Source organism: Methylobacterium sp. J-067, from assembly GCF_022829465.1.
Lineage (GTDB): Bacteria > Pseudomonadota > Alphaproteobacteria > Rhizobiales > Beijerinckiaceae > Methylobacterium > Methylobacterium litchii.
This window is the reverse complement of the sequence record NZ_JAKSXZ010000146.1, coordinates 303,233-328,437: the sequence shown is the minus strand read 5'-3', so window position 1 is coordinate 328,437 and position 25,205 is coordinate 303,233. Positions and strand designations below refer to the sequence as shown.

Here is a 25,205-nt window from a genome sequence, read left to right as displayed (position 1 = left end):
GTGGTCTCCGGCCCGGCCGACCCCACCTTCGCGTCACGGGGTGAATGGCAAAGGACAGCCGATCATGGATCTCGATCTCAGCGGACGTAGAGCCCTCGTCACCGGCTCGACCGGCGGCATCGGCTACGCCATCGCCCGGGCGCTCTGCGACCTCGGCGCCGAAGTCGGCATCAACGGGCGCACGACGGAGCGGGTCGATGCCGCCCTGGCGAAGCTGCGCGGCGAGGCGAGCGGCGGGCGCGCCTTCGCGGCGGTGGGGGACGTCTCCGACGCGGCGGGGGCCGAGGCCCTGGCGTCGGCCAACCCCGGCATCGACATCCTCGTCAACAACACCGGCATCTTCGAGCCGAAGCCGTTCTTCGACATCCCGGACGCGGATTGGCAGCGCTTCTTCGACGTGAATGTGATGAGCGGCGTGCGCCTGTCTCGCGCCTACACGCCGGCCATGGTCGAGCGTGGCTGGGGCCGGGTGATCTTCATTTCGAGCGAATCCGCCCTCAACGTCCCGACCGAGATGGTCCATTACGGGATGACGAAGACGGCGCAGCTCTCGATCGCGCGCGGCCTTGCGCAGACGGTGGCCGGCAGCGGCGTCACCGTGAACAGCGTCCTGCCCGGCCCGACCCTCTCCGAGGGCGTCGATACCTTCCTCAAGCAGATGAGCGACGGCGCGACCGGCGATAGCGAGGAACTCGGCCGCCAGTTCGTGACGCAGCATCGGCCGACATCGCTGATCCGACGTCTGGCCAAGGTGGACGAGGTCGCCAACCTCGTAGCCTATCTGTGCAGCCCGGCCGCGAGCGCGACCACGGGCGCGGCCATGCGGGTCGATGGCGGCGTCCTGCAATATCTCGCATGACGCCAGGATCTGCCGCGACCGGCCCGCGGGCCGGTCCGGCAAGAGGTGCCGTTAGGACTTCAGGTGCGCCGCGAGGTGCTTGTTCATCTCGAACATGGAGCACTTGTCCTTGCCGAAGACCTTCTTCAGCTTGTCGTCTGCGACGATCTCGCGCTTGTTCTCGGGGTTCTGCAGGTTGTGCTTCTTGATGTATTCCCACACCTTGCTCACCACCTCGCCGCGCGGAAGCGGGCTGGTGCCGACGATGGCGCCAAGCTCGGCCGAGGGCTTCAGCGGCTGCTGAAGGGCGTTCGGCTTCGCGGCCGCCGCCTTCGCAGCTGGCTTGGCGGTCTTGGCGGGGGCGGACTCAGAAGCAGCCTTGGTGGTCTTGGCCGCCTTCGGCGCAGCCTTCTCCGTCTTCGTCGCCATCAATATCCTCCGATGCTCGGACCGCGCCGGGGCAAACCGCACCCCGTCGCCGCGTCAGCATAGCAGCATCAACTAAGCGGTGACGCGCCCGTTCCAAGGGGAAAGTCGGTGCTAACCGCTTCAATCCACAGGGTGGACCAGCCTTTGGCCCATTCGGCAAGGATGCCGAAGCAGAATCTTATCGCATAGGTTGGGATATGAAACATTATCGTAACCGCGATTTGCAAGTCTCGGTGACATGTTCACACCGATCCTCTCCCTCGCACTGGTGCTCTCCGTGGCGCTGGTCGTCGCCCTGGCGGCCGGAACGCGGCGGGTCGACACCGGCCGGGCCCCCGAGGCCCGCGTCCTGATCTGACCGGGCCCGGCCCGCCCCCTCGCGAATCACGCGAACGCCGCGACGGAACCGGTTGCGGCGGTGCTCGTAACCCCTCCATCACCCCCGCCGCGTGGCCGCGGGGCGCCTGAGGAGGGACTATGCCCACCGATCTGCCGACCGAACGCGCCGTCAGGAAGCCGGGCACGCTGGAACTCGACCCGGCCGCCGAGGGCGTCGCCCTCGACGAGACGCCGCGCCTGATCGCCTCGAACAAGGTCGAGGGAACCGCCGTCTACGACAGCGAGGGCCGCCATCTCGGCACGGTCTACAATTTCATGGTCGACAAGGTGTCGGGGCAGGTGGCCTACGCCGTCCTGGCCTTCGGCGGCTTCCTGGGCCTCGGGGAGAACCACCACGCGCTGCCCTGGCGGGCTCTGCGCTACAGCACGGAGCTCGGCGGCTACGTGGTGGATATCGATCCCGGCTCGCTGGCGGGTGCGCCGACCCACGGGCCGGGCGAGGACAGTTTCGCCGACCCGAACTACAAGAAGCGGCTGGACGAATATTACGGCAGCCGCCTCGCCTCCATTTAGAACTTGCCGCCGAGGCCGACGCTGCCGCCGGGAGTGAGCGACGGGGCCATGCCGTTCGAGCTGCTGCCGCTGCGGGCGTCGCTCCCTTCCAGCTCGTCGCGGCGGATCCGCCGCTCGCTCGCATCGGCGGAACGGCTCGCCGCGCCCGCACTCTTCGGGATGTCGATGTTGCGGGTCGGGGCGGCCGGCAGCGGGCGGCCGTCGTCGTCCAGGGTCGCCGTCCGCGCCTGACGGCCGGGGATGGCGCCGCGCATGGAGGGCGGCAGGCCGACATCGGTATCGGGCATCACGCCATTCGTGCTGCCCAGCGCCTGACATCCCGCGAGGCCGCCGGCGGCCAGGGAGACGGCGAGAATCAGGGCAGGCACGGGGGCCGGAAACGGAGTGCGGGACATTGACGGTTCCTCGCGCGGGCCGCGCAATGCCAGGGCCCACGAACTGTTTCTGAGGATCTAAGCCGGGGTTGCGGCGAAAAACAGACGCGCCGGGGGCAGCCGGGCCGCCCGCGGCGCGCCGAAGGGGGAATGTGGCGCGGATCTCGCACCCTGTTGCCCTCAGCCCACAGACCTGATCCATAACTTCGCCCAGGTCCGACGGTATCGCCGTCATGCCGCGCCGGATTCGGGCGGCAGGGCTCCCCGCCTGGCCGCCCATCGGATTTCGCAGAGGACGACGCGTGCGTACTACCAGTCGGATGATCGCGGCCCTGGTGCTCGCCCTGGGGGCGACGGGGGTTGCCGCCCAGACGCCGCCCGCCGGCGGTGAGGGCGCCTCCGGCCCGGGCGCCTCGCCCCCGCCTCCACCAACCTCACCCACCCCAACGCCCGCGCCGGCTGCGCCGCCCGCCGCCACGCCGGCGGCGCCGTCCGCGACCCCTCCGGCGCCCGCCGCCGGGGCGCAGCCGCAGCAGGGTACGCCCGCCACGGTCCTCGACACCTCGGATTACGAGAGCCTCCTCGGCCGCAGCGTCCGCAGCGCGCAGGGGGACGAGCTCGGCCGGGTGATCGACGTGATCATCGACAAGGAGGGGCATCCCCGCGCGGCAATCATCGATTTCGGCGGCTTCCTCGGCGTCGGCACCCGCAAGATCGCCGTCGATTGGCGCGCCCTGCGCTTCGCCTCGGACGGCAAGGAGCGCCGGCTCTCGGTGGCGCTCACCCGCAATCAGGTCCGCGTCTCGCCGGAATACAAGTCGGGCGAGCCGATCGTCGTGCTCGGCCCGGCGAGCGGCACGCCGCCCGAGGGCGAGCAGGCCGGCGTGGCTCCAGCGGGGCCGCCGGCTCCCGTGGTGCCGCCCGCGTCGATGCCGCCGTCCGCGCCCGCCGCCGCCCCCGTCGCGACGCCTGCCGCCCCTCCCGCTGCGCCCGCGCCCGAAAAGGCTCCGGATAAATGACGGTGGCCCGATTGAAGGCACGGCCCCCCGTTCCCGCGACACCGGCCCGAGACGTCCACCGATCGGACGCGCGCAAGGATGCGGTGGCCGAGGCGCGCCAGCGGCTCGCGGCGGTGCCGGACGCGGCTGCGGTGTCCGGGGCTCCCGCCCCGGCCGAGGCCGTCGTCTCTCAGGGGAGCCGGCGGGGCCTCGATGCCTTCGCCTTCTTCGTGGCCAACCTTCAGACCGGGTTCGGGCCGTTCCTGGCCGTCTACTTCTCGCAGGCCAAGTGGACCCAATCCGACATCGGCTTCGCCCTGACGGTGGGGAGCCTCGTCGGCCTGCTCGGGCAGGTGCCGGGGGGCGCCTTCGTGGATGCCGCCCGCTCCAAGCGTTTCGCGGCGGCGGTGGCCACCCTCGCCGTGGCGGGCAGCGCCCTCGCGCTCGCCGTCTGGCCGAGCTTCCTCGTCGTGCTCCTCGCCATGGCGCTGCACTCGGCGGCAAGCTGCGTGCTCACCCCGGCCATCGCCGCGATCAGCATCGGCCTCGTGGGCCATGCGCGGGCCGGCGAGCGCCTGGGGCGCAATGCCAGCTTCCAGGCATTGGGCAACGCCGTCGCCGCCGCCGGAATGGGCGCCTGCGGCTACTACCTGTCGAACGGTGCCGTCTTCTACCTCACCGCCGCCCTCGGCGTTCCCGCCGTCATGGCCCTTTCGGCGATCCGCGCCGACGAGATCGATGCCAGCACGCGCATCCAGGCTGCCGCCGAACCCGCCGCCGCCTCGCCGAACGGGCGCGGGGCGCTGCGGTCGCTCCTCGGCAACCGGGGCCTGATGAGCTTCGGCGCCTGCATGCTGCTGTTCTTCCTTGCCAACGCGGCGATGATGCCCCTCGTCGGCAGCGTCCTGACGCTACGTGCCAGCGAGACCGCGACCGCGCTGGTCGCAGCCTGCATCATGGTTCCGCAGGCGGTGCTCGCCGTCTGTGCACCTGCCGTCGGGCGGGCCACGGAGCGGTTCGGCCGCTACCCCGTCCTGCTCGTCGGCTTCGCGGCCCTGCCGCTGCGCGGCCTGCTGCTCGCCTCCACCACGAACCCCTATGCGCTGGTTGCGATCCAGGTGCTTGACGGCGTCTCGGCCTCGGTGCTCGGCGTGATGGTGCCTCTCGTCGTGTCCGACCTGACCCGCGGCACCGGCCGGTTCAACCTCGCCCTCGGGGCGGTGGGCACGGCCATGGGCATCGGCGCCGCCCTCTCGACCTCGCTCGCGGGCATCATGGCCGACCGGCTCGGAAGCCACAGCGCCTTCCTCGGCCTCGCCTTCCTGGGCTTTGCCGCCTTCATGCTGGTCGCGCTGATCATGCCCGAGACCCGCCGGGCCTCCGGGAAGGAGCGCGAGATCGCGGAGCCCGCCTGACGGGCGCGGCATCGCTTTCGCTTCGGGGCGGCGATCAAGCTATGTTCAGCTTGGGCCGCTAAAAGCGCGCGATCCAGAGAGTCACACTGCAACGTATGGCAACGCTCCTGCGTTGGCGCTACGGGACGGACTTGCCTTTAGAACCGCATGCTCGCACGGCTGCCGCCGGCCGGTCACGCGAGAACGGGATGGTCGCCACGATGGAAGAACTCCACCGATACGCCGAACGGCCTTTCGCCTTCGTCGGACGGTACCTGCGCCGCCGCTGGCTACCGCACCTCGTCATCCTCATCTCGGTGCTCGGTGCGGTCGGGTTCTCGGTCTCGACCGACTACGCCCTTAAGGGCGTGGTCGATGCCCTCACGAAGGGGCCGGGGCCGGAGAACACCGGCATCTGGAGCGCGCTGACCGTCCTTATCGTCTTCATCGCCATCGACAACGCCCTCTGGCGCGTGGCCGCGCTGACGGGCGCCTTCACCTTCGTCGGGGTGACGGGCGACATCCGCCGCGACCTGTTCCGGCACATGACCGGCCATTCGCCGACCTTCTTCTCCGACCGTCAGCCCGGCACGCTGGCGAGCCGCATCACCGCGACCTCGAACGCGATCTTCACGGTCGAGAACATGTTCGTGTTCAACGTGATGCCGCCGACCGTCGCCGCCTTCGGCTCCATCGCCTACATCGCCTCGGTCAGCCTGACGATGGCGGGCATCCTCGCCGGCATTTTCGCGGCGGTGGTCGTGCTGATGTTCAAGATGGCCTCGGCCGGCAAGCCGCTGCACCACGACTTCGCCGCCAAGGCCGCGAGCGTGGACGGCGAGATGGTCGATCTCGTCGGCAACATGTCCCTCGTGCGCGCCTTCTCGGCCTTCAAGCGTGAGGGCGCCCGCTTCGAGGGCACCATCGCCACCGAGATGCGCGCCCGGCGCTCGTCGCTCCTCTATCTCGAGAAGCTGCGCATCGTTCACGCCATCCTCACCGTGCTGGCAATCCTCGGCCTGCTCTACTGGTCGATCAAGCTGTGGGAGTCCGGGCAGGCGACGAACGGGCAGGTGGTCCTCGTCTGCACGCTGGGCATCCGCATCCTGGCCGCGACCCGCGACCTCGCCGTCGCGCTGGTGGACGCCACGCAGCACACGGCCCGCCTCGCCGAGGCCCTGCACACCCTGCTGCAGCCGCACGACCTCGTGGACCACCCGGAGGCGAAGCCCCTCGCCGGCCAGGGCGCCAAGATCGAGTTCGAGCACGTCGCCTTCCATTATCCGGACGGGCGCCCGGTGTTCAGCGATTTCGATTTGACCATCGAGCCCGGCCAGCGGGTCGGCCTCGTGGGCAAGTCGGGCGGGGGCAAGTCGACCCTGTTCTCGCTGATCCAGCGCTTCTACGACGCGCAATCGGGGGCGATCCGCATCAACGGCCAGGACATCGGCCGCATCACCCTGGATTCGCTGCGCGAGGCTATCACGGTGGTGCCGCAGGACGTGTCGATGTTCCACCGGACGCTCCGGGAGAACATCCGCTACGGACGGCCGGAGGCCACCGACGAGGAGGTCTGGCAGGCGGCCGAGGCGGCCCATTGCACCGACTTCATCAAGGCCCTGCCGGAAGGCTTCGACACCATCGTCGGCGACCGGGGCGTGAAGCTCTCGGGCGGCCAGCGCCAGCGCATCGCCATCGCCCGCGCCATCCTGAAGAACTCGCCGATCCTGCTCCTCGACGAGGCCACGTCGGCGCTCGATGCGGAATCCGAGCAGGCGATCCGCCACGCCCTCGGCAACCTGATGAAGGGCCGCACGGTCATCGCCATCGCCCACCGCCTCTCGACGCTCCAGGACTTCGACCGGATCGTCGTGCTGGAAGGGGGGCGCATTGCGCAGGACGGCTCGCCCGAGAAGCTCACGCATCTCGACGGCTTCTTCCGCGAGTTGATGAAGAAGGAATCGATGGGTACGGCCCTCGCCGCCGCGTGACGCGGGGCCCGGTCCTTGCTTAAAGGGCCGGGGTTCCGCAGGGCGCCGCCCTGCACCCGCAAAAGGTCCCGGACCTTTTGAAACCACGACTGGCCATGCCCGATCTCGATACCGTCGTCCGTGACATCGCGGAGGAGATGGCCGCGCGAAAGGATCGCGGCACGGTCGCCGACTACATCCCCGAACTCGCCCATGTGGACCCGAACCGCTTCGGCATGGCGGTGATCGACCGGGACGGGCGCGTCAGCGCGGGCGGCGACAGCGAGACCCTGTTCTCGATCCAGAGCATCTCGAAGGTCTTCACCCTCACGCTGGCCATCGGCATGATCGGCGACCGCCTGTGGCGGCGCGTCGGGCGGGAGCCCTCGGGCAACCCGTTCAACTCGATCGTGCAATTGGAGCGGGAGCGCGGGGTGCCGCGCAACCCCTTCATCAATGCCGGCGCCATCGCGGTGACGGACGTGATCCTCTCCGGCCACGCGCCGCGCGAGGCCCTGGGCGAGATCCTGCGCTTCATGCAGTTCCTCTCGCAGGACCCGAGCGTCTTCATCGACGAGACGGTGGCGGCCTCGGAGCGCCGCACGGGGTTCCGCAACAGCGCGCTCGCCTATTACATGAAATCGTTCGGGGTGATCGAGAACCCGGTCGACTACACGCTGGGCGTGTACTTCCACCATTGCGCCATCGCGATGAACTGCCGCCAGCTCGCGACGGCGGGGCAGTTCCTGGCCCATAACGGCCTGAACCCGGCGACCGGCTTCAATGTGGTGTCGCCGGAGCGGGCGCGCCGCATCAACGCGATCATGCTGACCTGTGGCCACTACGACGGCTCGGGCGAGTTCGCCTACCGCGTCGGCTTGCCGGGCAAGAGCGGGGTGGGCGGCGGCATCTTCGCGGTGGCGCCGGGCAAGGCCTCCATCGCGGTCTGGTCCCCCGGCCTCGACGCCGCCGGCAATTCCCATCTCGGCCGAGTGGCGCTGGAACAGCTGACCCAGCGCATGGGGTGGTCGGTGTTCGGGGTGTGAGGAGCCTCAGCCGGTCGTCGTGACCGCGAGGTTCACCCCGGCCGCCTTCTGGACGCTGCGGAGGATCGCGAACAGATTGCCCGCCGTGGGATTGCCGGCGGGGCCAAGCATCCGCATCAGGCTCTTCGAGGACGAGCCGGTCTCCTGCGCCAGTCGCTCGAAGCCGATCGTGGCGTTCACGCAGTCGCGCAGGACCGCCTTCCCGGTCTCGACTTCGCCCGCAAGCATCAGGTCCACCGCCTCGGTCAGCAATGCGGCCCGGAAGGCGGGGTCGCTGTCCGCCCTGGCCTTGATCGTTTCCTTGAAGCTGCGCGTCAGAGCCATCATCCCTCCTTGCGGCGGCGCTTGTACGAGGCCCACAGGGCATGAGCCTCGGCGATGTCGTCCTGTTGCCGGCGCTTGGTGCCGCCGCAGAGCAGAATGATCAGCGTGGCCCCGTCGCGGCCGAAATAGAGCCGGTAGCCCGGCCCCCAGTCCATCCGGTACTCCTCGACGCCGCCGCCGACGGATTTGGCATGGGCGAAGTTGCCCCGCTCCATCCGCACCAGCGCGACCGCGACCTTCGCGGCAGCCTGGGCATCCAGGCGTGAGAACCATTCGGCGAAGGGGCTCCTGTCGCGCTCATCGACGTACTCGCGGATCTCCATTTATGATAGTACCATATACGCTACTTTCAAGGCCGCCTGCCTGCTGGGCCTAGGGACGGTAAACTCTTGCGCAGCCGCCCTTTCCGGGGCAAGCGGCGCGGCGATCCCACGAGCGAGCCCCCCTCCATGACGACCAGTGCGGCTTCCCCCGACCCGGGCCAGATCGTCGCCCGGCTCGACCGGCTGCCCGCGACGCGGAGCGTCTGGCGCCTCGTGGCGCTGCTCGGCCTCGGCTTCTTCTTCGAACTCTACGATCTGCTCTTCACCGGCTACGTCGCGCCGGGCCTCGTGAAGGCCGGCATCCTTACGCCGACGACGCCCGGCCTGTTCGGGGCGACGGGCGTGGCGGGGTTCGTGGCTGCCCTGTTCGCCGGCCTTTTCATCGGCACGGTGGCCTGCGGCTGGCTCGCGGACCGGTTCGGGCGGCGGGCGATCTTCACGTGGTCGCTCCTGTCCTACACCGCCGCCAACGTCGTGATGGCGTTCCAGACGGAGGCCTTCGGGCTGAACCTGTGGCGACTCATCGCCGGGATCGGGCTGGGGCTGGAGATGGTCACCATCGGCAGCTACCTCTCCGAACTGGTGCCGAAGGCGATCCGGGGGCGGGCCTTCGCCCTGTGCCAGGGCATCGGCTTCTGCGCCGTGCCGGTCGTCGCCGTCTTGTCCTACCTGCTGATCCCCCTCGCGCCCCTCGGCCTCGACGGCTGGCGCTGGGTCGCGCTCATCGGCGCCTCGGCGGCCGTGCTGGTGTGGTGGATGCGCTCCAGCCTGCCCGAGAGCCCCCGCTGGCTCGTGGAGCGCGGGCGCTTCGCCGAAGCCGAGGCGGTGATGGACCGGCTGGAGGCGAAGGTCGCGGCGGAATACGGCCGCCCGCTGCCGCCCCCCGGGCCGCCGCAGCCGATGCAGCCGCGCGGCGCCTTCCGCGACATGTGGGTGCCGCCCTTCCGGCGCCGCACGCTGATGATGGCTGGGTTCAACGTGTTCCAGACGGTGGGCTTCTACGGCTTCGCCAACTGGGTGCCGACCCTGCTGATCGCGCAAGGCATCACCGTCACGTCGAGCCTTGCGTACACGGCGCTGATCGCGCTCGCCGCCCCGGCCGGGCCGCTGATCGGCCTCCTGATCGCCGACCGGTTCGAGCGCAAGCACGTCATCGTGGCGGCGGCGCTCGTCTACATCGCCTGCGGGCTCGCGTTCGCGCAGGTGCGGGACGTGGCGGCCATCGTCGCGCTCGGCATCGGCCTGACGCTCGCCTCGAACGTCATGTCCTACAGCTTCCACGCCTATCAGGCGGAGCTGTTCCCCACCGGCATCCGGGCGCGGGCGGTCGGTTTCGTCTATTCGTGGAGCCGGTTCTCGGCGATCTTCACCGGCTTTATCATCGCCTTCGTCCTGCGGGAGGCGGGCACGCCCGGGGTGTTCCTGTTCATCTCCGCGGCGATGCTGATCGCCGGCGGCCTCGTCGGGCTCCTCGGGCCGCGCACCCGGGACGTGGCGCTGGAGGAGATCGCCGGCTGAGAACCGTGCTATGCTCCCGCCGACTAGATTGGCGGATGCGATGGGCGCGAGTGCGGCACCGGACGGGCGGATGACGACGGACGAGTTCCTGGCCTGGGCCGAAGGGCGACCAGGCCGCTACGAACTGATTGACGGCCAAGTCATCGCGATGTCGCCGGAGCGGGTGCAGCATGCCGAAGTGAAGGCTGCCGCTTACCTCGCTCTGCGATCCGCCATCCGCAGCGTCGTTCTCCCCTGCCGCGCCATGCCCGACGGCATGACCGTCCGAATCGACGACCACACCGCGTTCGAGCCGGATGCCCTGGTTTATTGCGGCGGGCGGGCGGACCCGAACGCCGTCGAGATCGCGAACCCGGTCATCGTGGTCGAGGTCGTCTCGCCGGGCACCCGCTCGGTGGACCAGGGCGCGAAGCTGCGCGGCTATTTTCGCGTTCCGAGCGTCGCCCACTACCTGATCCTGTACCCGGACAACCGCCTCGTCGTGCATCACGCCCGGGGCACGGGCGATGTCATCGCCACGCGCATGGTCAGCGAGGGCACGCTCAGCCTCGATCCGCCCGGCCTGACGGTGCCGGTGGCCGACCTGTTCGCCGACGACTGACCGGCCCGCGGCTTGATCCGGGCGGCGACCGGTGCCACAGCCGCCGGAATTCCTCCCAGACGGATCGCCGCATGACCGCCTCCCTCGATCTCCTCGTCCTCGGTAACGCCATCGTCGACGTCATCGCGCGCACCGACGATGCTTTCCTCCAGAAGGAGGGAATCGCCCGGGGGGCGATGACGCTGATCGACGAGCCGCGCGCGGAAGCCCTGTTCCAGGTGATGGGCCCGGCGACGATCGTGTCGGGCGGTTCGGGCGCCAACACCGCCGTCGGCGCGGCGATGCTCGGCGCGAAGACCGGCTTCATCGGCCGCGTCCGCGACGACGAGCTGGGCCAGCTGTTCCGCCACGATCTGAAGGCGACGGGCGTCTCCTACGAGGTTCCCGCCGCCACGGACGGCCCGGCCACGGCCCGCTGCTTCGTGCTGGTGACGCCGGACGGCGAGCGCACCATGAGCACCTATCTCGGCGCCTGCCAGGGCCTCGGGCCGGACGACATCCAGAAGGAGGCCGTCGCCGCCGCCCGCGTCGTGTATCTCGAAGGCTATCTCTGGGATCCGCCGGCCGCCAAGGAGGCGTTCCGCAAGGCCGTCGAGATCGCCCACCGGGCCGGCAACGCCGTGGCGCTGACGCTGTCCGATGCCTTCTGCGTCGGCCGTTACCGCGACGAGTTCCTGGGCCTGATCCGCGACGGCAGCATCGACATCCTGTTCGCCAACCTCGGCGAGCTGAAGAGCCTCTACGAGACCGACGACGAGGAAGCCGCCGTGGCGGCGCTGCGCGACGAGCGCAACGGGCGCGGCCTGCACATGCTCGGCCTCGTCACCCGCTCGGAGAAGGGCGCCCTCGTCGTCAACGGCGGCCATGTCCGCGAGGTGGCCGCGAGCCCGGTGGAGCATGTCGTCGACACGACCGGCGCGGGCGACCTGTTCGCCGCCGGCTTCCTCGCCGGCCATGCCCGTGGCCTCGACCACGCCACCAGCGCCCGCCTCGGCGCCCTGGCCGCGGCGGAGGTCATCCAGCATATCGGCGCCCGGCCGCAGGCGGATCTGGTGATGCTGGCGAGGGAGCAGGGGCTCCTCTGAGCCCCGCCTACACCCTCAGCAGCACCTTCCCCACGGCCTCCCGCCGGATGAGCACCCCGAACGCCTCGCGGTACTCGTCCAGCGGATAGACCCCGTGGACCTTGGCGCTGAGCTTGCCCTCGGCCACCCAGGCGAGCAGCTGTTTCTGGCCGGCCCGGTGGCCCTCCGGGTCGCGCTCGGTGAAGGCGCCCCAGTGGACGCCCTGCACGTCGAGTTCCTTGAGGAGGATCAGGTTCAGCGGCAAACGCGGAATGGCGCCGGCCGCGAAGCCGATCACGAGGTAGCGCCCCCGCCATGCCAGGGCCCGCAGGGCGGGCTCGGCGAAGGCATCGCCCACCGCGTCGTAGACCACGTCCACCCCGGCGCCGCCGGTGATGCGGCGCAGGTCGTCCTTCAAGGTCTCGGGCGAGTAGACCAGCCCCTCGGCGGCGCCATGGGCGCGGGCAGCGGCGACCTTGTCCTCGGACGAGGCGCAGGCGATGACCTTCGCCCCCATCAGTGCCCCGAGTTCCACCGCCGCGAGCCCGACCCCGCCCGAGGCGCCGAGCACGGCGAGCCATTCGCCCGCCCGTAGCTTCGCCCGGTTGGCGAGGGCATGGAGGGTGGTGCCATAGGTGATGGTGAGCCCGGCCGCCTGCTCGTCGGGCACGCCGTCCGGCACGGGGGTGAGCTTCGTCGCATCGATGGCGATCCGCTCGGCGCAGCAGCCGTAGCCGGCATGGATCACGACGCGCTGGCCGACCGCGAGCCCAGTGACGCCCTCGCCCAGCGCCTCGATGAGGCCCACGCCCTCGCCCCCCGGCGAGAAGGGCAGGGGCGGCTTCACCTGATACTTCCCGGCGACGATCAGCGTATCGAAGAAGTTGAGCGCGGCCAGCGTGACGCGCACCAGCGCCTGCCCGGCGGTGGGGGAGGGCGCGGGCCTCTCCGCGATGGCGAGACTGTCCGCGCCGTCGAGGCTCTGGCAGAGGAGGGCTCGCATCGTTTCGCTCCCGTATTCTTATTCGGCGCCTTCGCCACGATGGGCGAAGGTTGCGCCACTTTCGACTGCTTCAACCCCCCCCTCCCAGTCCACTATCGTCATTGCGAGCGAAGCGAAGCAATCCAGGGATGCAGGCCGTTTTCGAACGTAGCGCTACCCTGGATTGCTTCGCTGCGCTCGCAATGACGGCTATGATGCAAGGGGCGCCGCATTTCTGTGAATTATCCGCCATCCGTCTTTGCGAGCGAAGCGAAGCAATCCAGGGATCCGCGACCTGAGTCGCAATCCTCCCGAGGGCCGCCGTGCGCGCGCCGACCGTCTACATCATGGCCAGCCGACGCAACGGCACGCTTTACGTCGGCGTGACCTCCGATCTCGCCCGGCGGGTCTACGAGCACCGCGAAGCCTTGCTGCCGGGTTTCACGCGGGAATACGGCTGCAAGGCGCTCGTCTGGTACGAGTCTCACGCCGCGATGATCGAGGCCATCGACCGCGAGAAGCAGATCAAGGCTGGGTCGCGGAAGCGCAAGCTTGCGCTCATCGAGGCGATGAACCCGGATTGGACCGACCTGTACCCTGGGCTGGTGTAACCTCCGGCGATGGCGCGGCGCCCTGGGTTGCTTCGCTGGGCTCGCAATGACGGGTTTGGCGGGGGAAACGTCATTGCGAACCGAGTGAAGCAATCCAGGGACGCGGGCGGCTTCCAAAGATGGCGCCGCCCTGAATGTACGTCGCCCTCAATGAGGCACGCGCCTCAATGCGCCTCCTGCCAGTTCAGCGCCGCCTTGGCCTCCACCACCAGCGGCACCCGGAGCGTCAGGGCCGGTGCCGGGGCCTCCTCCATGATTGAGGCGATGATCGGGATCGCCGTCTCGACCTCGTCCTCCCGCGCCTCGAAGACCAGTTCGTCGTGCACCTGCAGCAGCATCGTCACGCCGAGATGCTTGGCCTTCAGCGCCGTTTCCATGCGGATCATCGCCCGGCGGATGATGTCGGCGGCCGAGCCCTGGATCGGGGCGTTGATCGCCTGCCGCTCGACGCTTGCCCGCTCGTTGGGGTTGTTGGAGCGGATCTGCGGGTAATGGCACACCCGGCCGAACAGGGTGGTAACGTAGCCCTTGTCGCGGCAACTGCGCTTGGTCGTGTCGATGTAGTCCCGGATGCCGGGGAACTGCTCGAAATACTGCTTGATGAAGGCCGAGGCTTCTTCCCGGCCGATGCCGAGCCGGTCGGCCAGCCCGAAGGCCGAGATGCCGTAGATGATGCCGAAGTTGATCGTCTTCGCCCGCCGGCGCAGATCCGGCGTCATCTCCTTCAGCGGCACGCCGAACATCGCCGAGGCCGTGGCGGCGTGGATGTCGATGCCGTCCTCGAAGGCTTTGCGCAGTTCAGGGATGTCGGCCATGTGGGCGAGCAGCCGCAACTCGATCTGCGAGTAATCGGCCGAGATCAGCTTCATGCCCGGCGCCGCCACGAAGGCCCGGCGGATGCGCCGTCCCTCCTCCGTGCGCACGGGAATGTTCTGCAGGTTGGGCTCCGAGGAGGAGAGCCGGCCCGTCGTCGTCGCGGCGAGCGAGAACGAGGTGTGGACCCGCTGCGTCTCCCGGTCGGCATGGGTTTGGAGCGAGTCGGTGTAGGTCGATTTCAGCTTCGAGAGCTGGCGCCATTCGAGGATCTTCTTGGGCAGTTCGTGCCCGGCCTGCGCCAGTTCCTCCAAGAGCGTCGCGGGGGTGGCCCATTGGCCGGAGGGCGTCTTCTTGGCGCCGGGCAGGCCCATCTTGCCGAACAGGATGTCGCCGATCTGCTTCGGCGAGCCCACCGAAAACTTCTCGCCCGCATCCTCCTGGATCTCCTCCTCCAGGCGCACGAGGATCTGCGAGAAATCACCCGACAGGCGGCTCAGCATGTCGCGGTCGACGCGGATGCCGGCCATCTCCATCCGGGCGATGATCGGCAGGAGCGGGCGTTCCAGGGTCTCGTAGACGGCTACCCGCCGCTCGGCCACGAGGCGCGGCTTCATCATCCGCCAGAGGCGTAAGGTGACGTCCGCATCCTCGGCGGCGTAGGCGGTGGCCTTGTCGAGGGCGACCCGGTCGAACGTCACCTTGGCCCGGCCGGTGCCGGCGACGTCCGAGAAGGTGATCGGCTGGTGGCCGAGATGGCGGCGGGCGAGCTCGTCCATGCCGTGCCCGCCCTTGCCGGCATCGAGCACGTAGGAGATCAGCATCGTGTCGTCCAAGGGCGCGACTTCGATGCCGTAGCGCGAGAACACGACCCAATCGTATTTGAGGTTCTGCCCGACCTTCAGCACGCCGGGATTTTCGAGAAGCGGCTTCAGCCGGGCGAGGGCCGCATCGAGGGGAATCTGGCCGGGCAGGGGCTCGACCAGATCGGTCGCCGCCGCGCCCTGGCCGAACAGGTCGCCGGCATCGGCGGGGGCGGAGACCGCCTGCACATGCGCCAGCGGGATGTAGCAGGCCCGCCCCGGCGCCACCGACAGCGACACGCCGACGAGCCCGGCGCGGAAGGAATCCAGCGCATCGGTCTCGGTATCGACCGCCACCACGCCGGCCTCCTCGGCCTCGGCGATCCAGGCGTCGAGATGTTCGAGGGTGAGCACCGTCACATAGGCAGCGGTGTCGAACGGCTTCACCGATTCGCCCGCCCGCGCCGCCACGAGGCCGCCCGGCGTCGGCTCGGCGGGGCCGCGGGGCTTGGGCGCGGCATCCGGCAGGTTGAGATCGGCGAAGGGATCGACCTCGCCACCCTCGGGGGGCGCGTCGCCCGGTGGGCGCTCCGAGCCGGCGGCGGCTGTCTCGGGGTCGGGGGGCACGCTGTCGCCGAAGAAGGGCACGGGCTCGCCCGCCGCGCCCTTGGCGCCGGGCAGGAGGGCGGGGTCCGGCTTCACCTTCTCCGGGTCCACATGCAGCATCTGCGCGATGCGCCGGGTAAGGGTGTTGAATTCCATCGCCTTGAGGAAGCCGACGAGCTTTTCCGGATCGGGCTCCGGCACGGTGAGGTCGTCGAGCGAAACCGGGACCGGCACGTCCTCGATCAGCGCCACGAGTTTGCGCGAGAGGCGGGCTTGGTCGATGTTGGCGAGCAGGGTCTCCCGGCGCTTCGGCTGCTTGATCTCGCCCGCCCGCTCCAGCAGCGCGTCCAGGGAGCCGAATTCCTTGATGAGGGCGGCGGCGGTCTTCAGGCCGATGCCGGGCACGCCCGGCACGTTGTCCGAGGTGTCGCCGATCAGCGCCAGCGCGTCGCCGATCTGGTTCGGGCTCAGGCCCTCCCACTTGGCGATGATGGCGTCCACGTCGAGGTTGCGCTCGGGCCGGTAGCCCGGCTTGCCCTTGGACCCGGATTCGAAATCGTAGAACCGCACGAGCGGCCCGACGAGCTGCATCAGGTCCTTGTCGGAGGAGACGATGATGACGCCCGCGCCCCGCGCCTCGGCCTGCCGCGCGTAGGTGGCGATGAGGTCGTCGGCCTCGTAGCGCTCCAGTTCGACGGCATGCAGGCCGAAGGCCCGCACCGCGTCGCGCATCAGCGGCATCTGGCGCTTGAGGTCGTCGGGCGCGTCGGGGCGGTGCCCCTTGTAGTCCGGGAACATCTCCTTGCGGAACGAGCCCTCGGACTTGTCGAAGACGATGCCGAGATGCGTCGGCATGGTGCCGGCCGCGCCGTCCTGGAGGAACTGGGCGATCTTGGTGCAGAACAACCGCACCGCCCCGGTCGGCAATCCGTCCGAGGGGCGGGAATTGTACTTCTGGTCCTGGTTGATCGACTGGAAATAGGCCCGGAAAATGAAGGACGAGCCATCGACCAGGATCACCTGATCGCCGGGGCCGACGGGCTTGGGGGTGGTCTCGGCGGCAGTCATGGGGCCAGGGGGCTCGTAAAACTCGTCAACGATCCGGCGCGCGCCCGAGTTCGGCCTCGGCCGCCGCGATCAGGATGGGAAGTTCGTCGTGGACGGTCAGCCAGACGATGTCCAGCGAGACCCCGTCGTACATGTGCCGGTAGACGTTGCCGGCATCCATCACCTGTCTCCAGGGGATGTTGGGATGGCGATCCCGCACGTCGGCGCCGATGCGCCGGCTTGCCTCGGAGATGATCTCCAGGCATCGCACGACCGCAAGATGCGTGCGGTCGTCGGCGATGAACATGTCCAGCGTATAGCCCGTCACGAAACGCCGGATCCGGCTGGCATTCGTGATGATGTCCTGGAGGGCGTCGAGGGACCTTTCAGAAGACCTCGACGGCATCGACTTCTGCCCGCGCCCGGATGCGATCCTTCAACGCCCGCCGATCCAGCACATCGACCCGGATCGGGAAAAGGTCATCGATGTAATGGCATAGGCCCACGAAGCCGAAGACCCCCCCGACCGTGGGGACATCGATGTCGATCATCACATCCAAGTCGCTGTCGGGCCCTTCCTCGCCCCGGGCGACGGAGCCGAACAGCGCGGCATGGCGCACGCCGCGCTGGCGAAGCTCCGGTTCATGGGCGCGCAGGATGGCAAGGGCAGCGTCACGGTTCATCGTATGAGACCGTCGGAATCGTGTCAGCTCTGAGCCATACCAAAAAACTAGCGGCGGGGCACTTGGGCCCCGCCGCTTCATGCACTGGCGTTCTTGGGGGTCTCAGCAGCGGTTGCCGCCGGTGGTCTGGCCGTACTGCTTCACCGGCCGGGTCTGCTGGTTGGCGTTGCCCTCGGCGGCTGAGCTCGGGCGGCAATAGCCGGGGTGGGCCTCGTAGAACGGCGAGTCGTGGACGCCGATGGAGCCGGTGGTGAGCGGACCCGTGTCACGGGAGAACGGGTAGGCCATCGCGGAGGTGACGGGGGCGGTGGCGCCGATCACGATGGCAGCAACGGCGGCGGCGATACGGGTCTTCATCTTTATTTCTCTCTCCTTGCGCATCGCGGATCGCTTATTGGCGTCCGCTTCATCTGTCATGAGAGAGATATAGGAACGACTTTCCCGGAGCGGCGTGCCTCGTCGCACGCAGCACAAGGGATTAAAACCCGCGCCTCACGTCGCGAGTTCGGCCCCAAGCGTGGCTATACGCTTCAGGTCGGTGATGAAGGCGGCATAGGCCTCCTCCTTGGCCTCGTCGGGCAGGCGCAGCAGGTAGGAGGGGTGGACGGTGATGTAGCCCTGGAAGCGGTTGTCCAGCCGGTCGAACCGGAACGGGCCCCGGGAACGGGTGATCGGGATCGCCTTGCCCGTCAGCGCCAGCACCGCCGTCGCGCCGAGCGCCACGACGAGCTTCGGCGCCACGAACTCGAGTTCGCGGTCGAGCCACCAGCGGTAATGGCTCACCTCGCCGGCCGTCGGCTTCTCGTGGATGCGGCGCTTGCCGCGCAGCGTGAATTTGAAGTGCTTCACCGCGTTGGTGAGGTAGCTTGCCTCGCGGTCGATGCCGGCCTCCGCCATGGCGCGGGCGAGGAGTTGCCCCGCCGGCCCGACGAAGGGGCGGCCCTTCAAATCCTCCTGATCGCCGGGCTGCTCGCCCACGAACGCGATTGTGGCGTCGAGGGGGCCTTCGCCCAGCACGGCCTGGGTCGCGCCGGGCACCAGGGGCTCCGTCTTGCGGATGATGGCGTTGAGTTCGTCCAGGCTCTTCGGGTCCTGGTCCGCCATCGCGGCGACGGCTCGGGCGGGTTCGCGGCGTGCGGGCAAGGTGGGCTCCCTCTCGATCATCTGCGCCGTCCGGTCCGCCGCACCCCGCAGCAGGGCGGGGATGGCGGCCGTCTCCGGCATGTTGCGCCAGTACTTCTTCGGCATCTCCGCGCGCATCGCCTTCGGGTTCACGCGGGCCGGGTTGAACGTCGTCTCGTAATAGGTCTGCCAGCCGGCCTCGAAGCCGTCGCCCTCGGGCACGTCGGCGCGGGAGCCCGGCGGGCCATAGGCCAGGGTGTCCCCGTCCCAGACGGCCCGACCCTCCGGCGTCAGGATCGTCCAGCGCATGCCGGCGAAACGGCGCACGAAGAACGGCGCGGCGGCTTCCAGGATGTGATGGTCGGGCTCGAACCACGCGACGTAGCGCTCGCCCGCCGGATCCTCGACCCGGCGGAAGCGCAGGAAGGCGTGCATCTTGTGCAGGTCGCGGCCGATGGCCTTGGCCATGCGGGTGAGGCGGTGGACCAGCGGGTCGCTCGCCACCTCCATCAGGTGCCGCTCCCCATGGAGGACGCGCCAGATCAGGGCGTAGAGCAGACCGTAGCGCTCGGGGTCCCGGTGCGGAACCACGCTCGGGATCAGGGACGTGACCGCCCGGGGCAGGACGAGGGGCGCGTCGGACCCCGGCGGTGCATCGTCGCCGAACAGGCTCGGCGCGGACTCGGCGGAGAAGGTCACGGCCTCCGGCGGCACGTTCTCGGCGGCGAGGCGGCGGGCGGCATCGCGAAAGCCGGTGAGGTCGGCACCGGGGCGCAGGAGGATGGTGCGCGCGGAGGTGGCGCGGGAGGTCGCGCCCGCCATCAGAACAGGCTCAGCTGCTGGGCCGGCTCCACGAGGCGGGCGCGCAGATCGGCGCGGTCGGTGAGCGCCACCGGCCGGTGGTCGGCGGCGATGAGGAAGGGCCGCGCCCGCTTGAGGCTGGAGGTCAGCCGCGCCACGTCGTCGAGGCGGAGCGTCGTGTGCTTGCGCGCCTTCACGATCCGGTCCACCGCCCGCGCCCCGAGGCCGGGGACGCGCAGCAGCATCTCCCGGTCGGCCTTGTTCACGTCGACGGGGAAGCGTTCGCGGTTCTTGAGCGCCCAGGCGAGCTTCGGATCGATGTCGAGGGCGAGCATCCCGCCTTCGGAGGCCGACGCGACCTCCTCGGCCGAGAACTCGTAATACCGGAGCAGCCAGTCGGCCTGATACAGCCGGTGCTCGCGGGCGAGCGGCGGGGCCTTCAAGGGCAGGATCTGCGAGCCGTCCGGGATCGGGCTGAACGCCGAGTAGTAGACGCGCTTGAGCCCGACGCTGCCGTAGAGGTTCTCGCTCTTGGCGATGAGGGCGGCGTCGGTCGTGTCGTCGGCGCCGACGATCACCTGCGTCGAATGCCCGGCCGGGGAGAAGCGGCGGCGCTCGGCCTTGGCCTCGACGATCCGCTCGCCGATCTGCGCCATGGCGTTCTGGATCGCCGCGCCGTCCTTCTCGGGGGCGAGCCGGCCCAGGCTCGCCTCGGTCGGCAACTCGACATTAATCGACAGGCGGTCGGCGTAGAGACCCGCCTCCTCGATCAGCCACGGGCTCGCCTCGGGGATCGACTTGAGGTGGATGTAGCCCGCGAAGCCGTGATCCCGGCGCAGGGACTTCGCCACGCGGGTCAGCAGCTCCATCGTGTGGTCGGGCGACTTGATGATGCCCGAGGACAGGAACAGCCCCTCAATATAGTTACGCTTGTAGAAGTTGATGGTGAGGTTCACCACTTCCTCGACGGTGAACTTCGCCCGCCGCACATTCGAGGAGCGACGGTTGACGCAATAGGCGCAATCGAACAGGCACCAGTTGGTCAGCAGGATCTTCAGCAGCGACACACAGCGCCCATCCGGCGTGTAGGCGTGGCAGATCCCAGCCCCCGTGGTGGAGCCGATCCCGTCCTTGCCGGCCACGCGCTTGGGCGCCCCCGACGAGGCGCAGGACGCATCGTATTTCGCGGCATCGGCCAGGATGCGGAGCTTCTTGGCGAGGGCGTCATCCATGGAACGGAAGATGAACGTTTCGGGGGCGGATACAAGGGCACCGCGCCCCTGCTCCCTAGCCGCAACGCCGCACCCCGTCAGGCGGGTTCCTCGTCGGCCTCGATGATCCGCCGCGCCAGGCCGTAGGGGAAGCCCTGCCGGGCGAGGCTGCCGAGGTCGCGCTCCCGGTAATCGGCCCGCCGGTCGGGCTGGCGGAAGGGGCCGAGGCGGCGGCGCTTGGCATAGGCCCAGGCGGCCTTCTCCTCACTGTCCTCCTCCGGCGAGGCCTCGCGCTCGGCCTCCATCACGGCAGCGACCACCTCGCGCGGCACGCCCTTGGCGGCGAGCTTAAAACCCGCCCCCCGGCGCGAGGTGCCCCGGCGGCGCAGCGCCGCCAGCCGCCCCTCGGCGAAGCGGGCATCGTCCACGAGCCCGGCCGAGAGGGCGCGGGCCACCGTCGCCTCGATCATCTCCACGAAGGCGGCGGGCTCCTCTCCCCGCGCCCGCGCCCGCTTCTCGACACGCCGCGAGAGGGTGCGGCGAAGCATCTCGGTCGAGGCGCTGTAGCGCTGCAGGTAATCGAGGGCGGCCCGCTCCAGCCATGCCGCACTCACCGGGCGCGGGGGTGGCTTGGGTGTCTCCGGCCCGGAAGATGCAACGGAGGGAGGCTTCACGTGTTCTTCACGATCTGGACAGGTTTGCGCTTCATGAACGACCCATGGAACGCGCGCAACGCGACAGGCCGGGCGATGTCCCTCCTCCTGATTCCAAACTCGGGGCACTGCAGCGAAAGCTGTGGGCGGCCGCCTCCGTCCTGATGCGGCGCGAATGGCTCCTCGTCCTGGTGGCGCTCGGCTTGATCGCACTCGCGAGCGGAGTCGCCTACCTGTGGCGCCCGAACACCCTCACGGTGGCGGTCGGCCCGCAGGACGGGCCGGAGGCCGCGCTGATCGAGGCCTACGCGGCCGCCCTCGACCGGGCCCGCGAGGATGTGCGGTTGAAGGTGGTGCGCTACGAGGACGTGAGGGACAGCGGCCTCGCCCTCCAGCGCAACAAGGCCGACCTCGCCGTGGTCCGCCCCGACGTGTTCCTGCCGGAAAACGGCCTGACGCTGGCGATCCTGCACGACGAGGCGCTGGTCGTCGCCCGTCCCGAGCACAGCGACATCGACGAGTTTCCCGATTTCGCCCGCAAGCGCCTCGGCATCGTGGTGCGGCACGGGGCGGACATCCCCTTCCTCACCAACGTCCTCTCCTTCTACGATCTCCTGCCCGACACGCCCAGCGGCGACGACACCGCCGAGCCCGCGCCCGGCCACGTCCTCGTGGTGCCGCTGAAATTCGCCGAGATCACCCAGGCCATCGCGGACAAGCGCGTCGATGCCGTAGCAATCATCGCGAGCCCGGCCTCGAAGATGGCCGGCAGCGTAATCCGCGCCGTCGAGGCGGGCTCGCCCGAGCGCAAGATCGAGTTCGTGTCGATCCCCGATGGCGACGCCATCCTGCAGCGCTTCCCCGAACTTCAGGCCGTCACCATCCCTGCCGGCACGTTCGGCGGTCGCCCGAAGCGGCCTGACGAGGAGATCCGCACCGTCGGCGCCTCCTACCGGCTGATGGCGCGGGGCACGGTGAGCCGCGTCGCCGTCGCCTCGGCGACCCAGCACCTGTTCGAGTGGCGCTCGCGCCTCGCCGCCGCCGCGCCCATCGCCAAGCTGATGAAGGCGCCCGATTTCGACACCACCGTCGCGGCGACCTCGGCGCGCCTGCCGAACCACCCCGGCGCGGTCGATTATTTCGAGCGCGAGCAGCAGACCTTCCTCGACCGCTACGAGGATTACATTTACCTCGTCGCCTTCTTCGGCGGCACGATCGGCTCCGGCTTCGCGTGGCTCGGCCAGCGCCTCGCCCGCAAGCGGCGGGAGCGGATCGACATCGTCCTCGACCGGCTGCTCGACATCCTGCGCGAGATCCGCGCGGCGACGAATGTCGAGCAACTCGACACCATCGTCCTCGAGATCGACGACCTCATCGCCGACGTGGTCTCGTATACCCGCGAGCGCACCATCGACCTGCGGACGGTGAGCGCGCTGATCCTGGCGGTGGACGGCGTCCACGAGGCGGTGGGCGATGCGAGGCGGCGGATCGGGGTGCCCCCGCCCGAGGGCGAGCGCCGCCGCTCGGCCCAGCTCATGGCCCTGCATCTGCCCGCCGCCGAGTAGCGAAGGCACAGAACGGGCCCCGCCGCGTTTGGCCTGCGCACGACCGCAGGACCGAACCCCATGGCTGCGTTGACCCATTTCCTGATGCGCCGGGACGTCCTCCTCGTGGCAAGCGCCCTGTTGCTGTGCCTCGGCGGCGCGGCGGCGTGGTACCTGCTGCGCCCGACGACCCTCACCATCGCGGTGGCACCCAAGGACGGCACCGAGCCGGGCCTCATCAAGGCCTATGCCGACGCCCTCGACGCGAGTGGGGAGGGCATCCGCCTGAAGATCCTCTTCTTCGACGACGTGCGCGAGAGCGCCGCCGCGTTGCAGGACGGGCGGGCCGACCTCGCCGTGGTGCGGCCCGACGTGCTCCTGCCGACCAACGGCCTGACGCTCGCCATCCTGCGCGATCAGGCGATGATCGTCGCCTCGCCGGAGCAGGGGGGCATCAAGTCCTTCGCCAAGCTCGGCGGCAAGCGCCTCGGCATCGGCGCGCAGAAGGACGCCGATTACTGGCTGCTCAAGAACCTGCTCTCCTATCACGGCCTCGCCCTGGAGACGGCGCCCGCCGCCGGCCCGGTGCCCGCCGGCACGGTGCAACTCGTGCCCGTGGACGAGGGCGCCGTCGCACCGGCCTTCAAAGAGAAGCGGATCGACGCTTTCCTCAGCATCATCGCCCCCTCGGCGCCCAAGGCTATCGCCCTCGTCGGCGCGGTGCGCTCGGTGGCGAAGGACGGCAAGGTCGAGTTCGTCGCCGTGGAGGACGATGACGCCATCATCGAGCGATTCCCGAAGCTCCAGGCGGTGACGATCCCCGGCGGCCTGTTCGCAGGCCGCCCGAAGCTGCCCGCCGACGACGTGAAGACGGTGGGCGCCTCCTACCGGCTGATGGCGCGGGGCTCGCTCAGCCGGGTGATCGCGGCGGATTTCACGCAGCAATTGTTCGAGAAGCGCACGGCGGCGGCCCAGCAGACGGATGCCGCCGAATACGTCCTGGCGCCCGCCTACGAGACCACCGTGGCGGCGACCAGCGCCCGCATCCCGATCCATCCCGGCGCCATCGACTATTACGAGCGCGAGCAGCACGGCTTCGTGGAGCGCTACGGCGACACGCTCTACCTGCTCGGCGCCCTGGCGGGCGGCCTCGTCTCGGTGCTGGCCTGGGTGCGCCAGCGCCTCACGAGCCTCGGCCGGGAGCGGATCGACGACGTGATCGACCGGCTGATCGCGATCACCCAGGAGGCCCGCCGCCTCAAGGACCCGGAGGCCATCGAGGCGCTGACCATCGAGGTCGATGGGCTGGCGGCGGACGTGGTGCGCTATGCCCGCGAGCGCGAGCCGGAGCCCTCCACCCTCTCCGCCGTCTCCATCGCCATCGAGACGGCGCGGGCGACGATCCACGATTGCCGGATCGCCGCCTCTCCTAACGAGAAGGAGGAAACACCGCTTAGCGCGCCGCTGGCGGGTTGAAGGCCGTGTCGATCAGCCCGTCCACGGCCTTCGGCACGTCCACGTCCGAAGCGATCACGCCGGCCTGCTGCAGCGCCACGCCGGCCGCGCGGATCGCGTCGGCTTGGGTCGGGCCGATGGCCGGCTGGGACAGGTCCGTACGCTCCAGTTGGCGGGCGACGACGGGCTCGGGCAGCTTCGTCGCGGTGACGAGTGCCGCCTTGAGGGCGGCCGGGTCCTTCAGCGCCTCGGCGCGCACCCGTTCGTAGGCGGCGATCACCGCCTTCACGAGGTCGGGATTCTCCTTGGCGAAGGCCTCGCGCACGTCGAGCACGCCCCAGGTGTTGGCGGCGGCGTCGCGGAAGAACAGCACGTCGCCGTTCTCGATCTCGGCGGCGGCCATCATCGGGTCGAGCCCGGCCCAGGCGTCCACGTCGCCCCGGTCGAGGGCGGTGCGCCCGTCCGGGTGCTGCAACAGGACGAGCTTGGCGTCCTTCTCGGTCAGCCCAGCGCCCTGCAAGGCGCGGATCAGGAAGATGTGCGGGTCCGTGCCCCGCGTCACCGCCACGCGCTTGCCCTTCAGGTCGGCGGGCTTGGTGATGCCGGTGTCCTTGCGGGTGACCAGGGCGGTCCATTCCGGCCGCGAGAAGGCGTAGATCGCCTTGATCGGGTTGCCGTTGATCCGTGCCACCAGGGCGGCCGCGCCGGCCGTCGAGCCGATGTCGATGGCCCCGGCATTCAGGAATTCGAGCGCCTTGTTCGAGCCGAGGGATTGCACCCAGCGGACCTTGATGCCCTTCGGCTTCAGCGCCTCCTCGACATAGCCGCGCTCCTTCAGGAGAAGGCTCAAGGGATTGTAGGTCGCCCAATCGAGCCGCACTTCCGTCGGCTCGGCGGCTTTCGCCGGGCCGGTCTCGCACAAGGCCAGGGCGAGGGCGGCTCCCAGGACGGAGCGGCGGGCGAGCGGCATCGAATCGTCTCCTCGGCTTGTCTTTGCCGCCGAGCTAAGCCGATCCGTTCTTTATGTCAAACGGAACGTCCGTCTTGCAGGACGCCGGGGGCGGTTATGGCCTGCGGCGTGTC

Annotated in this window: 25 protein-coding genes; 12 read left to right on the top strand and 13 right to left on the bottom strand. The window is 69.6% G+C overall.

Annotation, left to right across the window (positions count from 1 at the left end; translation table 11 throughout):
- Positions 1-64: 64 nt before the first annotated feature.
- Positions 65-859 carry an SDR family NAD(P)-dependent oxidoreductase gene (locus MKK52_RS24995; protein WP_243959089.1) on the top strand — a complete coding sequence of 265 codons (795 nt, stop codon included), beginning with the start codon at positions 65-67 and terminating at the stop codon, positions 857-859.
- Between the two features lie 51 nt (positions 860-910).
- Here the strand turns inward: MKK52_RS24995 and MKK52_RS24990 are convergent, their stop codons facing one another.
- Positions 911-1,267: an SWIB/MDM2 domain-containing protein gene (locus MKK52_RS24990; RefSeq protein ID WP_243959087.1), complete on the bottom strand. Its 357-nt coding sequence runs from the start codon at positions 1,265-1,267 to the stop codon at positions 911-913.
- Positions 1,268-1,744: 477 nt separating this feature from the next.
- Between MKK52_RS24990 and MKK52_RS24985 the strand changes: the two genes are divergently transcribed.
- Positions 1,745-2,179 carry a PRC-barrel domain-containing protein gene (locus MKK52_RS24985; RefSeq protein ID WP_243959085.1) on the top strand — a complete coding sequence of 145 codons (435 nt, stop codon included), beginning with the start codon at positions 1,745-1,747 and terminating at the stop codon, positions 2,177-2,179.
- On the opposite strand, the gene MKK52_RS24980 is transcribed toward MKK52_RS24985, so the two are convergent.
- Positions 2,176-2,574, bottom strand: a complete 399-nt coding sequence (locus MKK52_RS24980) for a hypothetical protein (RefSeq protein WP_243959083.1) — start codon at positions 2,572-2,574, stop codon at positions 2,176-2,178. The genes MKK52_RS24985 and MKK52_RS24980 overlap by 4 nt on opposite strands.
- A gap of 281 nt (positions 2,575-2,855) precedes the next feature.
- Between MKK52_RS24980 and MKK52_RS24975 the strand changes: the two genes are divergently transcribed.
- The 4 genes from MKK52_RS24975 to MKK52_RS24960 all read left to right on the top strand — a co-directional run bounded on the left by MKK52_RS24975 (position 2,856) and on the right by MKK52_RS24960 (position 7,961).
- Positions 2,856-3,572 (top strand): PRC-barrel domain-containing protein, encoded by a 717-nt coding sequence (locus MKK52_RS24975; protein WP_409564738.1) that lies wholly within the window; start codon positions 2,856-2,858, stop codon positions 3,570-3,572.
- Positions 3,569-4,966: an MFS transporter gene (locus tag MKK52_RS24970; RefSeq protein ID WP_243959081.1), complete on the top strand. Its 1,398-nt coding sequence runs from the start codon at positions 3,569-3,571 to the stop codon at positions 4,964-4,966. The genes MKK52_RS24975 and MKK52_RS24970 overlap by 4 nt, the downstream gene beginning before the upstream one ends.
- Before the next feature lie 200 nt (positions 4,967-5,166).
- Entirely contained in the window at positions 5,167-6,936 is a 1,770-nt protein-coding gene (locus tag MKK52_RS24965) for an ABC transporter ATP-binding protein (RefSeq protein WP_243959079.1), read from the top strand.
- Positions 6,937-7,031: 95 nt separating this feature from the next.
- Entirely contained in the window at positions 7,032-7,961 is a 930-nt protein-coding gene (locus MKK52_RS24960) for a glutaminase (RefSeq protein ID WP_243959077.1), read from the top strand.
- Positions 7,962-7,967: 6 nt separating this feature from the next.
- Here MKK52_RS24960 and MKK52_RS24955 read toward each other — a convergent pair whose 3' ends face one another.
- Both MKK52_RS24955 and MKK52_RS24950 read right to left on the bottom strand, forming a co-directional pair.
- Complete coding sequence (locus MKK52_RS24955; RefSeq protein WP_243959074.1) at positions 7,968-8,285, bottom strand: DNA-binding protein; 318 nt, start codon at positions 8,283-8,285, stop codon at positions 7,968-7,970.
- A complete protein-coding gene (locus tag MKK52_RS24950) occupies positions 8,285-8,608 on the bottom strand; it encodes a type II toxin-antitoxin system RelE/ParE family toxin (protein WP_243959072.1) in 324 nt (107 codons plus the stop codon). Before MKK52_RS24950 ends, MKK52_RS24955 begins: the two co-directional genes overlap by 1 nt.
- Positions 8,609-8,734: 126 nt before the next feature.
- Between MKK52_RS24950 and MKK52_RS24945 the strand changes: the two genes are divergently transcribed.
- The 3 genes from MKK52_RS24945 to MKK52_RS24935 all read left to right on the top strand — a co-directional run bounded on the left by MKK52_RS24945 (position 8,735) and on the right by MKK52_RS24935 (position 11,812).
- Positions 8,735-10,126, top strand: a complete 1,392-nt coding sequence (locus MKK52_RS24945) for an MFS transporter (protein WP_243959070.1) — start codon at positions 8,735-8,737, stop codon at positions 10,124-10,126.
- 70 nt (positions 10,127-10,196) lie between these two features.
- Positions 10,197-10,727 carry a Uma2 family endonuclease gene (locus tag MKK52_RS24940; RefSeq protein WP_243959068.1) on the top strand — a complete coding sequence of 177 codons (531 nt, stop codon included), beginning with the start codon at positions 10,197-10,199 and terminating at the stop codon, positions 10,725-10,727.
- A gap of 71 nt (positions 10,728-10,798) precedes the next feature.
- Positions 10,799-11,812 carry an adenosine kinase gene (locus tag MKK52_RS24935; protein ID WP_243959067.1) on the top strand — a complete coding sequence of 338 codons (1,014 nt, stop codon included), beginning with the start codon at positions 10,799-10,801 and terminating at the stop codon, positions 11,810-11,812.
- A 7-nt stretch (positions 11,813-11,819) separates the two neighbouring features.
- Here MKK52_RS24935 and MKK52_RS24930 read toward each other — a convergent pair whose 3' ends face one another.
- Positions 11,820-12,794, bottom strand: coding sequence for an NADPH:quinone oxidoreductase family protein (locus tag MKK52_RS24930; protein WP_243959065.1), 975 nt, complete (start codon positions 12,792-12,794; stop codon positions 11,820-11,822).
- 302 nt (positions 12,795-13,096) lie between these two features.
- Between MKK52_RS24930 and MKK52_RS24925 the strand changes: the two genes are divergently transcribed.
- Positions 13,097-13,384: a GIY-YIG nuclease family protein gene (locus tag MKK52_RS24925; protein WP_243959063.1), complete on the top strand. Its 288-nt coding sequence runs from the start codon at positions 13,097-13,099 to the stop codon at positions 13,382-13,384.
- Positions 13,385-13,548: 164 nt separating this feature from the next.
- On the opposite strand, the gene polA is transcribed toward MKK52_RS24925, so the two are convergent.
- The 7 genes from polA to MKK52_RS24890 all read right to left on the bottom strand — a co-directional run bounded on the left by polA (position 13,549) and on the right by MKK52_RS24890 (position 21,144).
- Positions 13,549-16,674, bottom strand: a complete 3,126-nt coding sequence (gene polA, locus MKK52_RS24920; RefSeq protein ID WP_243959061.1) for a DNA polymerase I — start codon at positions 16,672-16,674, stop codon at positions 13,549-13,551.
- 25 nt (positions 16,675-16,699) lie between these two features.
- On the bottom strand, positions 16,700-17,059 hold the full coding sequence (locus tag MKK52_RS24915) for a DUF86 domain-containing protein (protein ID WP_243959059.1): 360 nt from the start codon (positions 17,057-17,059) through the stop codon (positions 16,700-16,702).
- Entirely contained in the window at positions 17,040-17,336 is a 297-nt protein-coding gene (locus MKK52_RS24910; RefSeq protein WP_243959057.1) for a nucleotidyltransferase family protein, read from the bottom strand. The genes MKK52_RS24915 and MKK52_RS24910 overlap by 20 nt, the downstream gene beginning before the upstream one ends.
- Positions 17,337-17,438: 102 nt before the next feature.
- Positions 17,439-17,693 (bottom strand): hypothetical protein, encoded by a 255-nt coding sequence (locus tag MKK52_RS24905; RefSeq protein WP_243959054.1) that lies wholly within the window; start codon positions 17,691-17,693, stop codon positions 17,439-17,441.
- 135 nt (positions 17,694-17,828) lie between these two features.
- Entirely contained in the window at positions 17,829-19,280 is a 1,452-nt protein-coding gene (locus MKK52_RS24900) for a UdgX family uracil-DNA binding protein (RefSeq protein WP_243959052.1), read from the bottom strand.
- On the bottom strand, positions 19,280-20,491 hold the full coding sequence (locus MKK52_RS24895) for a putative DNA modification/repair radical SAM protein (protein WP_243959050.1): 1,212 nt from the start codon (positions 20,489-20,491) through the stop codon (positions 19,280-19,282). The genes MKK52_RS24900 and MKK52_RS24895 overlap by 1 nt, the downstream gene beginning before the upstream one ends.
- Before the next feature lie 77 nt (positions 20,492-20,568).
- Entirely contained in the window at positions 20,569-21,144 is a 576-nt protein-coding gene (locus MKK52_RS24890) for a regulatory protein RecX (RefSeq protein ID WP_243959048.1), read from the bottom strand.
- A 143-nt stretch (positions 21,145-21,287) separates the two neighbouring features.
- On the opposite strand from MKK52_RS24890, the gene MKK52_RS24885 reads away from it, so the two are divergent.
- Both MKK52_RS24885 and MKK52_RS24880 read left to right on the top strand, forming a co-directional pair.
- Positions 21,288-22,688: a TAXI family TRAP transporter solute-binding subunit gene (locus tag MKK52_RS24885; protein WP_243959743.1), complete on the top strand. Its 1,401-nt coding sequence runs from the start codon at positions 21,288-21,290 to the stop codon at positions 22,686-22,688.
- A gap of 60 nt (positions 22,689-22,748) precedes the next feature.
- Positions 22,749-24,143: a TAXI family TRAP transporter solute-binding subunit gene (locus tag MKK52_RS24880; RefSeq protein WP_243959046.1), complete on the top strand. Its 1,395-nt coding sequence runs from the start codon at positions 22,749-22,751 to the stop codon at positions 24,141-24,143.
- Here the strand turns inward: MKK52_RS24880 and MKK52_RS24875 are convergent.
- On the bottom strand, positions 24,121-25,092 hold the full coding sequence (locus MKK52_RS24875; protein ID WP_243959044.1) for an aliphatic sulfonate ABC transporter substrate-binding protein: 972 nt from the start codon (positions 25,090-25,092) through the stop codon (positions 24,121-24,123). The two genes, MKK52_RS24880 and MKK52_RS24875, sit on opposite strands and share 23 nt — an antisense overlap.
- Positions 25,093-25,205 lie beyond the last annotated feature (113 nt).

Bases quoted from the DNA above. Each gene is read 5' to 3' on its own strand.
- MKK52_RS24995 (WP_243959089.1), top strand. From the start codon at position 65: ATGGATCTCGATCTCAGCGGACGTAGAGCCCTCGTCACCGGCTCGACC.
- MKK52_RS24990 (WP_243959087.1), bottom strand. From the start codon at position 1,267: ATGGCGACGAAGACGGAGAAGGCTGCGCCGAAGGCGGCCAAGACCACC.
- MKK52_RS24985 (WP_243959085.1), top strand. From the start codon at position 1,745: ATGCCCACCGATCTGCCGACCGAACGCGCCGTCAGGAAGCCGGGCACG.
- MKK52_RS24980 (WP_243959083.1), bottom strand. From the start codon at position 2,574: ATGTCCCGCACTCCGTTTCCGGCCCCCGTGCCTGCCCTGATTCTCGCC.
- MKK52_RS24970 (WP_243959081.1), top strand. From the start codon at position 3,569: ATGACGGTGGCCCGATTGAAGGCACGGCCCCCCGTTCCCGCGACACCG.
- MKK52_RS24965 (WP_243959079.1), top strand. From the start codon at position 5,167: ATGGAAGAACTCCACCGATACGCCGAACGGCCTTTCGCCTTCGTCGGA.
- MKK52_RS24960 (WP_243959077.1), top strand. From the start codon at position 7,032: ATGCCCGATCTCGATACCGTCGTCCGTGACATCGCGGAGGAGATGGCC.
- MKK52_RS24955 (WP_243959074.1), bottom strand. From the start codon at position 8,285: ATGGCTCTGACGCGCAGCTTCAAGGAAACGATCAAGGCCAGGGCGGAC.
- MKK52_RS24950 (WP_243959072.1), bottom strand. From the start codon at position 8,608: ATGGAGATCCGCGAGTACGTCGATGAGCGCGACAGGAGCCCCTTCGCC.
- MKK52_RS24945 (WP_243959070.1), top strand. From the start codon at position 8,735: ATGACGACCAGTGCGGCTTCCCCCGACCCGGGCCAGATCGTCGCCCGG.
- MKK52_RS24940 (WP_243959068.1), top strand. From the start codon at position 10,197: ATGACGACGGACGAGTTCCTGGCCTGGGCCGAAGGGCGACCAGGCCGC.
- MKK52_RS24935 (WP_243959067.1), top strand. From the start codon at position 10,799: ATGACCGCCTCCCTCGATCTCCTCGTCCTCGGTAACGCCATCGTCGAC.
- MKK52_RS24930 (WP_243959065.1), bottom strand. From the start codon at position 12,794: ATGCGAGCCCTCCTCTGCCAGAGCCTCGACGGCGCGGACAGTCTCGCC.
- polA (WP_243959061.1), bottom strand. From the start codon at position 16,674: ATGACTGCCGCCGAGACCACCCCCAAGCCCGTCGGCCCCGGCGATCAG.
- MKK52_RS24915 (WP_243959059.1), bottom strand. From the start codon at position 17,059: ATGCCGTCGAGGTCTTCTGAAAGGTCCCTCGACGCCCTCCAGGACATC.
- MKK52_RS24910 (WP_243959057.1), bottom strand. From the start codon at position 17,336: ATGAACCGTGACGCTGCCCTTGCCATCCTGCGCGCCCATGAACCGGAG.
- MKK52_RS24905 (WP_243959054.1), bottom strand. From the start codon at position 17,693: ATGAAGACCCGTATCGCCGCCGCCGTTGCTGCCATCGTGATCGGCGCC.
- MKK52_RS24900 (WP_243959052.1), bottom strand. From the start codon at position 19,280: ATGGCGGGCGCGACCTCCCGCGCCACCTCCGCGCGCACCATCCTCCTG.
- MKK52_RS24895 (WP_243959050.1), bottom strand. From the start codon at position 20,491: ATGGATGACGCCCTCGCCAAGAAGCTCCGCATCCTGGCCGATGCCGCG.
- MKK52_RS24885 (WP_243959743.1), top strand. From the start codon at position 21,288: ATGCGGCGCGAATGGCTCCTCGTCCTGGTGGCGCTCGGCTTGATCGCA.
- MKK52_RS24880 (WP_243959046.1), top strand. From the start codon at position 22,749: ATGGCTGCGTTGACCCATTTCCTGATGCGCCGGGACGTCCTCCTCGTG.
- MKK52_RS24875 (WP_243959044.1), bottom strand. From the start codon at position 25,092: ATGCCGCTCGCCCGCCGCTCCGTCCTGGGAGCCGCCCTCGCCCTGGCC.